Origin of the sequence: Cytobacillus sp. IB215665 (assembly GCF_033963835.1) — a bacterium.
Classification (GTDB): Bacteria; Bacillota; Bacilli; order Bacillales; family SM2101; genus Nanhaiella.
The window spans coordinates 271,256-285,511 of sequence record NZ_JAXBME010000001.1; the positions used below are offsets into that span (position 1 = coordinate 271,256).

Below are 14,256 nucleotides of genomic sequence, written 5' to 3' on the forward strand. Positions count from 1 at the left end.
AAACAGTATATCATTGTTTTCTTATACTTTCATCTCATGAATTATACATGTTTTAACAATGTTTTCCTTATAGTGGCTGTTCGAAAAGTCCATGAAAAATGACTATATGCATAAGCTTGACACGGTATTCAGATCCCGCGTTGACGATTGGACGCGTCACTAGCTAACAATATTTCCTTGCATAGAAGTGCTGAATTAATATGCGTATGTATATACAAGACTATTCAGAAATGTATCAAGATTACTCAGGTCACTTTGTGAATATCTAACCGACTTGATTTGAACTTTTTCCATCTAAAACTTCTATTTAAGGGAAAAGCTTAATAGTTTAGTAGTGTTGATAAAAAAATATGGCTGTTTTCGCATTAATTGTTGTTTTGCGTACTAAGATATGAGCACGTATACCTCTAGCGTTCTTAGCATCTTTTCTACTTTCATAATGATTAAGTTCTCATAAAATATTTTTAGTAAAAATAGCAACAAAGTTTACGAAAAGAGCCAAAAATATTTACAAGGGGGAAGAGAAACAATGAAAAAATGGCAACAAAAAGCGTTGTCACTTGGGCTGGCATCTACCTTGCTCATGCCAAGTCTAGCTTCCGCTTCTACGACGGTCGATAGCGGACAAGCAATGACAGCTAAACAGCCGGTAGACGTATTTAGTCACTTAAATGGTACAGAGAAAGAACAGCGTATGCTGGCATATGAGCAGCAACAGGCACAAGAGCAAATGAGTGATGATACATTAGTTATCAAATATAAGAATAAGCTATCTGACAAGGTACATAGTCGTGCGGGAACGAGGGTGACACGATCGATTCCTTCTCTTGGCTATGATGTAGTAAAGTTGAAAAAGGGACAACTTCTTGAGGATGCGATGAATTTCTATGCCTCTCAACAAGGGGTAGTAAGTGTATCGCCAAGTTATAAATATGAAACACTTAGCAATGATGTTGATCCGAAAGTGAGCAATATGTATCATCTCTCACTGCTACAAATGGACAAAGCATTAAGCCTAGCTGGTGAACACGATGTAACTGTAGCAGTTGTAGATGCTGGAATTGATGTGAATCACCCAGAGCTACGAGGACAAATATTAGCACCATACAATGCTGTCGATCCAGCTAATCAAGGTGTGACAGACATACATGGCACACATGTATCAGGCATTATTGCAGCTGAAAAAAATAATGGCATTGGAGGCTACGGTATAAACCCTCATGCCACGCTTATGCCTATTGATGTGTTCGGTGGAGAGTTTTTTGGCAGTGATTACATTATTGCTGAAGGTATCTTGTATGCAGTGGAAAACGGAGCAGATGTTATTAATATGAGTTTAGGTGGCTATATGCCAAGCCCAATTATGGAGGAAGCTATCGAGAAGGCAATTGATGCAGGGATCGTAGTCGTTGCAGCAGCTGGTAACAGTGCGACTGACGAGTATCATTATCCTTCAGCAATCGATGGTGTCATTAGTGTTGGAGCAACAAATAGCGCAAATGAGCTCGCTGATTTTTCAAATTATGGGCCATCTGTAGATATTGTTGCGCCAGGGGAAGGTATTTATAACTCAATTTATGATGCAGCTAAGAGCGGTTCTTCCTTTGCCGCATTAGATGGTACATCGATGGCATCACCGATTGTGGCTGGAGTTGCTTCACTTATTTTGTCAAAGCATCCAGACTTAAAGCCATACGAGGTTGAAGCAATTCTTGAGCGCACAGCGATTGACCTAGGGACGGAAGGATATGATGCAACGTTTGCTCATGGCTTGGTCAACCCTGTAGCAGCATTGCAATACGATATAAGCCACTTACCATCCTTAAGTGAATGGGATGACGCCAAAGTATTAGCGGAAGGTGAAGCGCTAGCAGTTACTGAAGAAGGGGTGACGATAAATGGTGCGCTCACTTCACCTGAGGAAATAGATTGGTTCAAGCTAGACGTTCAAGCAGGACAATCAGTACAAACGACGCTAACTATTCAAGAAGACTATGATTACGAGCTTCAATTACGCTTCTATCCAGTAAATAGCACAGAGTCTACTAACATGATTGAAGTGAATGACGTATTAGCAGGTGGAGCAGAGGGAGAGTTATTTACGGCAAGTGAGAATGGTACGCTGGCTATAGGAATTACAGATGTAAACGGGAATTACAGCCTACAAGGTAAATCCGCATACGAAGTGACAGTTCAGCGCTACAATGAATTACATGAAGATGGCGTGACACAAGATCAACCAATCAATATAGCATCGCTTCCTTTTAATAGTAGTGAAGAGGAAGTTGCGCCATTTACGTTCTTACCAGAACTAGATGCTGACGGTGACATGACGGCTGATCAAGACTATTTTGCATTTTCCGTTACAGAACCACAAATTATAAATGTAGAACTGTCAGCTTTAGCAGGAATAGATTCTTCTATTAGTGTATACTTTGCAGATGATTTTAACCGAGAAATTCCAGCAGGTGTTCCGGAAGAAGAGTATGGTTATTATGAGCCATGGCCATTTGAGACAGCAAACGAAGGACGTACAGGCGATGGAGAAATCCTTACATTTGAAGCGATGCCGAATATAGCATATATAATAGAAGCTTCTAGTGAAGCGAGGTTTAATTATTTCTACTTTGACCCATTCTTCTTTGAACAAACGAGTGAGGACGTTCCTGCCTCTGCGCTGCCTTATAACATTACAGTCGAAACGCTTGAACTACCAGCTGACGAAGATCAATATCCGATCATGTATGACATAGAATTTTTCGGAATAGAAGCGACGACTTCTGAAGAAATGATTGAAATGAAGAAAAATGAAATAGAAAAAGATCTCATTATAGTGTACGAGGATGAATGGCGAGAATTTGCTGAGGAAGATGTTGATTATTTATTGGCGTCTGCACTTCCTTACAATATGAATGATATTACAGCAGGATATTTCCAATCTAGCTTTGATCAAGATTTCTACTCATTTACAGCTGAAAAAGATGCTGTATATCAATTTGCGGTTAATCAAACAAAGTCGATGATGCCTCGCACGATCATTTATGAATATGATGAAGAAGATCACGACCTTTTTCGCGTAGGATCATCGATGTACACGAATAATGGTATGCCTGAAACGAAAACGACGATTGCACTAGAAGGTGGTAAGAAATATTTCATCAGTGTACAAAATAGAATGTATCGCCCAGCGAAGGATGCATATGAATTGTCAGCAAAAGTGTTAGTCGAAGTTCCGTTTGATGCAAATGAAAAAAATGATGAAACGATACAAGCAACAGTATTACAACAAAATGAGCCAGTTCGTGGACATTTCATTTTGCCGAATGATATTGACACTTATTATTATAAGCATCGTAGCCCAGATGAAATACTAGGCTTTACATTGGAAGCAAACCCATTATCTATGGAAGAAAAAAAGAACTTACCGATGGAATTACAAAATCCATTAATGGTATATGCTGAAATTGTTGAAGATACGAATGGAAATATGTTCATTGATGAAGAAGAAATAAGAAAGTCACGCTCCTATTGGCCTTATTTCCTTGCAGATACAAACCTAACAGGTTCATTCAAAGCTCGAGAAAATGTAGGCTATTTTATCCTTACTATGAATGATAGCTGGCTCGGCTTATCAGTGAAATCATATGATGTGTCAATTAACAACTTAAATAGTCAAGATGAAGATGCGCATTCTGTTGTCACGAATAACATCCCATCACAGCCGCTTGCTTTAACGAAGCATGAACAAGCATATGAAGCAACAGGCTATTTTAACACAGGTGTCGACTTCGGTGATAAGGACTTCTACGAATTTAACGTAGCAAACGACGCAAATTTTGAAATGTCACTCAAAATACCAAAAGGCATTGATGGTGTTATGACGATTTACAACAGTAACGGAGCCACTGTTGCGGAATTTGATCATTACGGTGATGGTGACGAAGAACTGTCAACTGTTTCGTTGCAACAAGGAACATACTATGTTGAAGTGAAGGATGTACACTCAAGGTATAGCAACGAACCATATACACTACGTATAGTAGAAGCAAAAAACTAACGACAAAAGAGCTGGCTCGTTAACTTAGGGTCAGCTCTTTTTTTTGTGAATAAAGTGGAAAATCATGCAAATTCATAGAGTCATATGTTATAGTAATATATGTATAATAATGGTACTATATATAATTCATAGATTTATTACTAGATTTATGAAACTTTTCTATTGTATTTGTCGTAGTATTTAAAGAAGGAACACTTCAAAAGGAGGAAAAATCTATATGAAAAAATGGAAAAAGTCAGCATTGTCAATAGGGTTGGCTTCAACGTTAGTCATGCCTAGCTTTGCAGCAGCCTCGACGACTGTTGATCATGTACAAGCTTTCAAAGATAGAGAGCCGATTAATGTCCTTAGTCAATTGAATCTTACTGACAAAGAGCAGCGCTTACTAGCTTTAGAGCAACAAAAGGATGCTAATGATCTAGTAAGTGAGGATACACTCATCATTAAATATAGCGAAAAGCTATCTAGTAAACTACATAATCGAGCGGGGATGCAAGTTGTACGTTCATTCCCATCACTAGGCTATGATGTAGTGAAGCTAAAAAAAGGTCGCAGCATGGAGGGAGCATTACGTTCCTATTCATCTGAAGCTGCTGTAGTCGGTGTGACGCCAAGTGTTTCATTCGAATACCAAGGAATAGCAACTACTGACCCGAAAAAAGATAGTATGTATCATTTATCATTGCTTGAAATTGATGAAGCGTTAAGTCTTGCTGGAGAGCACGAAGTGACGGTTGCGGTAGTAGATTCAGCTATTGATGTCGATCACCCAGAATTAAAATCGAAAATATTACCTCCATACACTGTTGGTGATCCTGCTACTATAGCAACACCATATGTTCATGCTACACATGTTGGTGGAATCGTTGCAGGTGAAGCGAACAATGGTGTTGGTGGCCATGGAGTTAATCCAAATGCAACGATTATGCCTGTAGATGTATCTCAGTTAACTGATTATGCGATTGCTGAAGGTATTTTATATGCGGTTGATAATGGAGCCGATGTCATTAATTTAAGCTTAGGGTTCTTTTATCCAAGTCCAATCGTAAAGGATGCGGTTGAGCGAGCAATTGAGGCAGATGTTGTTGTCGTTGCTGCGGCTGGTAATTACAGTTCAGATGAGTACTTTTATCCGGCAGCATTCGAAGGGGTAATTGGAGTAGGTGCAACAAATGATCAAAATAAACTTGCAAGCTTTTCGAACTATGGCCCATCAGTTGATATTGTTGCTCCAGGGGAAGATGTTTATAACTCAACATTTGACCTTATCAAAGGTTCTTCTTTTGATAATTTAAGTGGTACATCCATGTCATCACCTGTTGTAGCTGGTGTCGCGTCACTTATCTTATCTAAATATCCAGATTTGAAGCCTTACGAAGTAGAGGCAATCTTAGAAAGAACAGCGCTAGACTTAGGTGATGTAGGCTATGATACAAAGTTTGCACATGGCTTAGTGAACCCAGTAGCAGCATTGAAATATGATATTAGTCAATTGCCAGAGCTTAATGAATGGAACGATGAAAAGATCTTAGCAGAAGGTGAAGTTGTTGCCTTAGTTGAAGAAGCCTTTATGAAAAAAGGGAAGCTGACATCTCCTGAGCAAATTGATTGGCTGAAGGTAGATTTAGAAGCCGGTCAATCATTGCAAACAGTACTGGATATTTCAGCGGATTATGATTATAAAATGGAGCTTCGATTCTATCCAGAAGGAGCTATGGAAGCTAGCGAAACGCTAGATGTAAATGCACAATTAGCTGGTGGTGCAGAAGCGAAGCTATTTACAGCAAGGGAAAAAGGGACACTTGCAATTGGAATTTCGGATGTTAATGACAATTATAGCTTAGGAGGAAAATCCTCTTACGAGTTAACAATGCAACATTTTAATGAACTTTATGAGGATGGTGTGACAAAATACAGTCCAGTAGCCATCACATCACTTCCGTTTAATAGTAATAAAGTTGATGTAGCGCCGTTAACATTTTTACATGTTGATGAAAATGGTGAACAAGTAGCTGACAAAGATTATTTCTCTTTTTCAGTTGAAGAGCCACAAATGATCAATATTGCATTGTCTGGTGTAGCGGGCATAAATTCTTCATTAAATGTTTATTTTGCTGAAAGTCTTTATATGGAGATTCCGCCAGATGTGCCAGTGGAAGATTATTTCATGTATGAGCCGTATCCAGTGGAAACTGCAAATGAAGGACTTGCAGGAGAGGGTGAATCATTAACGTTTGAAGCAATGCCAGGTATGGAATATGTAATTGAAGTATCAAGTGAACCACACACAATGTTTTCTATCTTTGACATCTTGTTTGGATTTGGGGCAATGGTAAATGAAAGCACAGGCGTACCAGCGTCGGCACTTCCATATGAAGTGACGATGAAAACTGTCGAGATACCTGCAGATGAGGACGGCTTTCCGATGATCCCGCAGTTTGACGAAACGTTAGCAGTTGCTATCTCAGAGGGTACGGAAGACATCGACCTCAATCAATATTTAGAAAATAAACAAGCAGCTATTGAAGATGAGTTATTCTTTATGTTCGGAGGCTCGTTTAGCTATTTTTCTGAAGAAGAGGTAGACCAAATTTTAGCATCAGCATTACCATTTAGCATTGGCGATAAAGCATCAGGCTATTTCCAATCAAGCTTTGACCAAGATTTCTATACGATAACACCTGAAAAAGACGCGATATATCAATTTTCATTTGATGATGCGAATACAATAAGACCTATGTTAGAAATCTTCGAATATGATGAAGAAGCGCATGCGCTATTCCCATTAAATAATTTTGGTTTTGGTATGGAAGAATCAGGTACCACGATTGCACTAGAAAGTGGTAACACATATTATGTTAGTGCGCGAAATGGCATGTATCGTCCTAGTGAAGAAGCATATAAGCTTATGTCAAAAGAAATATTAGAAGTACCTTATGATGAAAATGAAAAGAACGATGAATTAATTCAAGCAACAGTGTTACAGCCAAACAGCCCTGTAAGAGGCCAATTTATTCTGTCTGGTGATGTTGATATGTATTATTACAAGCATCGTAGTGCAGATGTGAATTTAGGGTTTGATTTAACAATCAATCCACTATCTAACGAATTAGAGAGCACATTACCTACTTCTGTGAAGAATCCGTTAATTGTATTAGCTCAAATTGTTGAAGATACAAATGGAAATATGTCTATAGATGATGAAGAAATTAGTAAATCTATTCCGTATTATCCGTATGCACTTGAGGGATTATCGGGTTCCTTCGAAGCAAAAGAAGATGTTGGCTATTTTATCATAACGATGAATGATAGCTGGATGGGTTTATCAGCTCAATCATACGATATTTCGATCAATCAATTGAACAGTCAAGATGAAGACGTAGCAACAGTTGTAACGAACAATATTCCGTCAGAGCCACTTCAATTGATGAAAAAAGAACAAGGTTACGAAGCGACAGGTTACTTTAATGCGAATGTTGACTTCGGTGATAAAGACTACTATGAATTGAATGTTGAAAGTGATGCAACATTTGATGTAACACTAGACATGCCTGAAGGAATAGATGGAGTCGTAACTATCTATAATAGTGATGGCTTAGTTGTCAAAACGCTTGATAACTACGGTGCTGGTGACCAAGAGATGGCTACCGTTTCACTACCAACTGGCAAATATTATTTTGAAGTGAAGGAATTTAGCTTCAAATATAGCAATGAACCATATACGCTACGCGTAGCGATGGGTGAATAATACTGTATAACGAGGAAAGCCTAGTTTACTAGGCTTTCTTTCAATATTAACCATATGTATTCTTCATAACGGTTGGATGATCATTTTCAAATCTAGAGCACATACATAGTTTTAAAGATAAAGAGATTAGTACATATTGATTGAACACATTAATGCGATGGGGGTTAGACCTCAGGAGGTATAAGGAATGAAAAAATTAGTGTCGGCTGTTTGTGTTTCTTCATTAATATTAGGTGCATGCTCGCAAGTGACTACGTCTGCACAGACGATGCCGTCGGAGGCGAATAACACAGGTGTTGAGGAAGTAGCTGAAGTGAATGGACCATCGATTGTTGAAGTGAAGAAGCTTCTATGGGAGGTAGCTGTTGAGAAAGGCATTCCTCCTGAAATATTGAAGGCAGTTGCCCAAACTGAATCTGCGATGAAGCAGTTTAATGCTGATGGTAGTCCTTTTATTTCACCAGATGGTGGCATTGGGCTTATGCAAATTACGTTAACAGCAGCTCAAATAGAGCAAGGACTTTATGATATAGAACGGTTAAAGACTGATACGCGCTACAATATTGAAGTAGGTGCGGATATCCTATTAGAGAAAAAGAGCTTTGATTTACCTCTTATTAATGAGAACGATCCAACAACAATTGAAAGCTGGTATTTTGCAGTAATGGCATATAACGGCTTATCGAAGCGCAATGATCCACAAGAGGGCAAGAGCGCCTATCAAGAAAGAGTGTTTGATGAGATTCGAAATCGTAGTGGGCTTTATCTGCTAGAAACGCCTGCTGTAGAAATTAATTATCCAGACCCTGATCGCCCTGAGCTGATGAGCTTTCCAGATAAATCTTATCAATGGGATGAAATGTCAACACAATCCACTCAGCTTTTAAGCAAAGGTGATACAGCTTATACATATAATCATGTATATACGTATTCGAATATGCGTGATGCTGCTGATGGTGAGGTAAGTGGCAAAGCTCTTCACTACACACCGTTACAAATTGTTGATGGACCGTTTGAAAGTACAAATGAAGCAAATCATTACGTGTTTTATCAAGTAAAGGGCAACGGCATTGAAGGGTTTATTTCTTCTGGTAACCTTATAAAAGGTGATGTCATGATTTTCCCAGATATCGAAGACCCTGATACGGCAGCTGCAGTAGCGTTTTTACAACAGCGACAAATTATTAATGGCTATCCTGATGGCACGTTTAAGCCAACGAATCAATTAACGCGTGGGCAAGCTGCAGCGATGTTAACGAGAGCACTTGATCTTCCACTACCAGACGGCTATGTGATGAAGGCGACAGATATGAGCCCAGATAGTGACTATTACGATGAAATGTTACTTATGGAAGCACATGGCTTAATGGGTAAGGGTGGAGAGCTTCGACCGCACGAGTCATTAAAACGAGCACAAATCGCTTCCATCCTTGCACGTGCGTATGACCATGTTTACGGTGAAGCAGCCACAAATATAGAATTCTCAGATGTGAACGAAGCTGAAGAAGCATATGCTTCTATTAATCTCTTAGCGAATAACGACATTGTTGATGCAGGAGCGTTTCGTCCGTGGGAGAATGTTACACGAGCTGAGTTTTCGTTATTTGTCAAACTTACAATTGAAAAAGAGGAGCGTAAATAGTTAAGCTATAAGTAAAAACATAAGTACCATAGTACATCACAAAGTCTAGTAGAAATATACTAGGCTTTTTCTATTATTTTCGTATCATGTGAAAGTGTAGTAGAATAATAGCAACTACATATGAATGTTCAAAAGGTCTAGGAAAAATGATTGTGGAATAAACTTGAACAGATTGTTCGGATTTGGACGTTTACTATTGACGTTGCAACTATTAGTTGGACTACTTGCACACGCCGTGCTGATCCCGTGTTAGCATTAATCTAGCGGAATTTAGTTGGACTTCCTCAATACGTCGTACTCGAATGTATGCATCTTTTCAAGTTTAGACATAGGAGTAAATTCCTCAATACATAGTAGCGATTTTACTTCGCTGTGCAGTCATCTGACTCCAATGGTCAAATAACTACGCCGCTTTTTTGTCCTCCTTGTTGAACAAAAATTAACAAAGGCTGTTTCTCGCATACGTTGTTGTTTTCAAACTAAGACATAAATACATATATATACAGTACGTGGCATCTTTGCGTATGTAGAACGATAAGCATGTTATAAAACTATGTATATATGATCTGATATCGTAAAGATTGCAACTAAGTATGAAAGAGCCTTTTAAAAAAAGAGGGTGTAATGAAGTTGAAGAAGCTACTAAGAATCATGTTCGTGTCATCACTATTAATGATCTTCATGACAGTACATGCGGAAGCAAAAGTATTTGATGAGACGACGACTACAACAGCAGCACAATTTCAATATGAAGACTACTATACGATCATCCAAAGGTATGAAGGAGCTAGCGGGGTTACAATTGAGAGCTACAGTCCGAAATGGAAATCTGTCGATCAGTTACGTCAAGTCGAACAAGAGCTACTTCGTAATAAGCACGGGGAAGAGTTTGAGCTATTAGAAAAGATCGTTATTTATCCAGATTATCCTGCTGGTGTAGATGTAGTCGGCCAATATTACGCGCAGTATCAATGGGGTACTGAATGGAAGCTACTACCAGAGCGTAAAATCGAATTGTATGGTGGAGATGATTTCACAACGATTGGTGACATCGCCCATACGTTATCACATGAATACGGGCATCATTTCAGCTTTTATCATTTAATAGAAGGAGAAAATGAAAAACCTGCAAATTGGAAAAATAGTTCGTATGCAGAAGCACGTCAGTTATCCAAAAATTCAAATGCCCATTCTGATGGGGTTGGAGAATACATTTGGAGCTTAGCCGAAATTTTTGCTGAAGATTATGTGCAGCTGTTTGGTTCTGAGCTTGCGATTAAAAACCATGCGCAAATGAATGGACTTATTGACACACCATTTGACCAAATTTCAGCACAACAATATTGGGTCGATAGGCTAGATGAAAGCGAGTATAATGTCCGTGAACCTATTCAACTAGATTTATTAAACTATGAAGAAAATACATTTGACTCTGCCTATTACAATATGGAAATGCTCGTATCGTCACAAGGAGAGCAAAATATTTATTTAATAGGTCAAGATGGAAACGGGGAGTACATCCCTGTCACTGTTGATGAGATCAGAAATGATTCACAACTGCCTACATGGTATGACCCTTTTGAGCTAGAACCAGAGCAGTCATGGATATTTGATAGCTATACATTTGATGAAGTGAAATTTTTCGCACGTCAGCATGAGCAACAAGGATTTAATCGTGGCTCAGCTACACTGTATATAACGTATAATAATATAGAAGAAAGTAGAACGACACCAGAGCAGCTTAATATACAAAAAGTGTTATCGACAGCAAAAATTAAAGAGTTACTTACTGAATCTGCAACGAAACATGGCATTCCTCCAGAAATTTTAAAGGCGATGGCATATGTTGATACAGGCATGAAGCAATTTGATGATGAAGGCAATCCGCTTGTCGGTGAAGAAGGTGGTATTGGTCTCATGCAAGTGGTGCTTTCTGAGGATGAGATGATGGCAAAAGGTATTGATCGTTCAAAGCTAGAAACAGATACGCAATACAATATCGATATCGCTGCACAGCTACTGAAGGAAAAATGGGAGTCAGCAAATATACCGACCATTAACGATCATGTTCCAGCGGTCATCGAACATTGGTATTTTGCGTTAATGGCTTATAACGGCTTGTCACAACAGAATGATCCGAGCATTAAACATCAACAAGCACCTTATCAAGAACGTGTATTTGATGTCATTCGTCAAAACAGTTTAGTAAACGTCCAGGATATCCCTTCATTTGAAGTAGAATATGAAAATCCAGCTGAACCAGATGAACTCAGTTTCCTAGCGCAGCATTATGAGTGGGAAGGGTTGGAGACAAAATCAAGGCAGCTATATGAGGTATATGATTTTGTGTATACGTACGAGGACAATTTAACTAACACAGCTATTTTCGATGAAGTAGATGGAGAAGCTATTGCCGAGCTTACGAACTATTTCCCGCTACAAATTATTGAAGGTCCTTTTGAAAATAGTGATCCATCCGACCATACTACCTATTATGCGGTATACGGTAATATCATTTATGGATACGTTTCATCATCGCATATCAAACAAGGCGAAGTGTCTGTATACCCAGATATCTTTGACATGGAAATTGCATCAGCTGTTGGACATCTGCAGCTAAATAACATCATTAATGGTTATACAGATGGAACGTATAAACCAGATGAATCATTACTACGTAGGCATGCAGCAGCTATCTTTGTCAGAGCGCTAGGCTTGACGCTGCCAGAAGGCTACGAAATGCAAGCGACTGATATGGAACAAGGAGATATCGGTTATGAGGACATGGCAATAGCTGAAGCACATGGTCTAATGGGTATAGGTGGAGCACTTCGTCCAAATGAACTATTAACGAGGTCACAAATTGCATCCATGCTCGTACGCGCATACCATGAATTATATATACCTGCTACGGACAAAATGCCGTTTGCTGATATTGATGAAGCTTATTGGAACTATGAAGATATTAATCTGTTAGCATTTAACGGTATTATTAACGAACCGACATTCAGACCAACCGACTTTGTGACACGTGCTGAGTTTGCACTGTTGTTAAGTAGGACATTATTAATAGAAGAAAAGTAACTGACTTATCATAAATCTCCGCTCTAGCCGAGTGAGGATTTATTTTTTGCATAATTGAAGACGAGACTCATATACTAGTACAAATTGTACAACCATATGTGAAATAGTTACATAGACTGAAAGATTTGTTTGTGTTGTGACAACAAAGGCTGTTTTCGTACTAAGATATAAACATATACGCAACTAGAGTTCGTAGCATCTTTTCTAAAAAGATGACCAACGTATAAAACTGTTTCAAATTTGGTAACAAACAATAGCTACATAGTTTACGAAAAGAGCTATAACAAAAAAGCGATACTCTCGGTCAAGTATCGCTTACAAGCTTTTAAAAATATGTAGTAGTTAACTAAATGGTAGCATGTTGAGTTATTTTTATGTCTGAACACTTGAATTAGTATAATGCTCGATATAGAAATGCCGCAAACTGTGCACGGTCAATTTCTTCAGTTGGACGGAAGTTATTATCCTCGTCTCCTGTTGAGATACCTGCAGCAGCTAGACGTTGAATTTGATCATATGCCCAGTACGAGCTATCTACATCTGCAAATTCAACAGGAGTTGATGCTTCCTCAAGTGAGAAGGCTTTTGTAAACCAAACGGCTAATTGCTCTCTCGTAAGTGCAGCATTAGGTTGAAAGTTATTTGCGTCATCGCCAGTAATATAGCCTTTGTCCTTAAGGGCATTAATTGCACCTAGTGCCCAATGCTCTGTAGACACATCATCAAAGCCCTTTTTACGGTTATTCATATCAAGCTTCAATGAAACTGCTAATAATCCTGCAACCTCTGCTTTAGTAATGAGTTGGTCTGGATGAAAATAACTATCTTCCATGCCTAACAATAAATTATCATCTGCTAATGTTTTAATTTCTTCATACGCCCAAAATGATGAAGGGATGTCTTGGAAGATGCCAACTTCCTTCTCATAAGAAAGCATACGTTTTGCACCTAAATATCGTGGACCCCAGTAATATGGATCTTCTAATGAAGAAACTGAAATACCGTTTGTGGAATCAGCGTGGATAAATTTGCTGTTTCCTATGTATATACCAGAATGAGAAGCACCAGGCTTATATGTTTCAAAAAAGACCATGTCACCTATACGAAGGTTTTCCTTTGCAACTGCTGTACCTGTATTATATTGCTCAGCAGTCGTTCGTGGTAATGAAACATTGACTTGGTTGAATACGTGTCGTACAAATCCAGAGCAATCAAAGCCACTTGCATCTGTGCCACCGAACTTATACGGGACGCCGATATATTTCTTTGCTGCTGGCATGAGTACATCGTAGTTTTGCTTATCTGCTGCAAAAGAAGTTAAAGAATTTGCAAAAAATACGAAAATAAATGTAACTATTACGAAAAAGGAACGTCTAATAATATAAATCACCTCATTAATGGTAAATTCTTGTCCGATTGATAAATTTCTACACTAAATTCAGATTATCATATATATCTACTGATTTACTTTACAGTTTTGTAACAAAATAAGAGAATATGTCCGGCAATTGTTACATATAGTAAGAGACCAATAGAGAAACCCACAAATTACTAGTATACGTGAATTGGAGGAAATCATACTACAAACTGCCATTTTCTATATAATAGAATAAAACTCCCTTTTTAAACTCTCTTTCCTCTAATATAATTAAACCAACCACATACCTTAAGAAGTGGTGATAAGAAAATCTTAATAAAGCTATATTATAGAACATAGAAGTACAT

Annotated in this window: 5 protein-coding genes; 4 read left to right on the top strand and 1 reads right to left on the bottom strand. The window is 38.4% G+C overall.

Annotated elements, in window-relative coordinates; all coding sequences use genetic code 11:
• Positions 1-529 precede the first annotated feature (529 nt).
• The 4 genes from SLH52_RS01210 (at position 530) to SLH52_RS01225 (ending at position 12,531) form a co-directional block, all read left to right on the top strand.
• Positions 530-4,057, top strand: coding sequence for a S8 family serine peptidase (locus tag SLH52_RS01210; protein ID WP_320207480.1), 3,528 nt, complete (start codon positions 530-532; stop codon positions 4,055-4,057).
• A 217-nt stretch (positions 4,058-4,274) separates the two neighbouring features.
• Positions 4,275-7,805, top strand: a complete 3,531-nt coding sequence (locus SLH52_RS01215) for a S8 family serine peptidase (RefSeq protein ID WP_320207481.1) — start codon at positions 4,275-4,277, stop codon at positions 7,803-7,805.
• A 187-nt stretch (positions 7,806-7,992) separates the two neighbouring features.
• On the top strand, positions 7,993-9,447 hold the full coding sequence (locus SLH52_RS01220) for an S-layer homology domain-containing protein (protein ID WP_320207482.1): 1,455 nt from the start codon (positions 7,993-7,995) through the stop codon (positions 9,445-9,447).
• 630 nt (positions 9,448-10,077) lie between these two features.
• Positions 10,078-12,531 carry an S-layer homology domain-containing protein gene (locus SLH52_RS01225; protein WP_320207483.1) on the top strand — a complete coding sequence of 818 codons (2,454 nt, stop codon included), beginning with the start codon at positions 10,078-10,080 and terminating at the stop codon, positions 12,529-12,531.
• A gap of 391 nt (positions 12,532-12,922) precedes the next feature.
• On the opposite strand, the gene SLH52_RS01230 is transcribed toward SLH52_RS01225, so the two are convergent.
• A complete protein-coding gene (locus SLH52_RS01230; RefSeq protein WP_320207484.1) occupies positions 12,923-13,921 on the bottom strand; it encodes an S-layer homology domain-containing protein in 999 nt (332 codons plus the stop codon).
• Positions 13,922-14,256: the final 335 nt, after the last annotated feature.

Bases quoted from the DNA above. Each gene is read 5' to 3' on its own strand.
- SLH52_RS01210 (WP_320207480.1), top strand. From the start codon at position 530: ATGAAAAAATGGCAACAAAAAGCGTTGTCACTTGGGCTGGCATCTACC.
- SLH52_RS01215 (WP_320207481.1), top strand. From the start codon at position 4,275: ATGAAAAAATGGAAAAAGTCAGCATTGTCAATAGGGTTGGCTTCAACG.
- SLH52_RS01220 (WP_320207482.1), top strand. From the start codon at position 7,993: ATGAAAAAATTAGTGTCGGCTGTTTGTGTTTCTTCATTAATATTAGGT.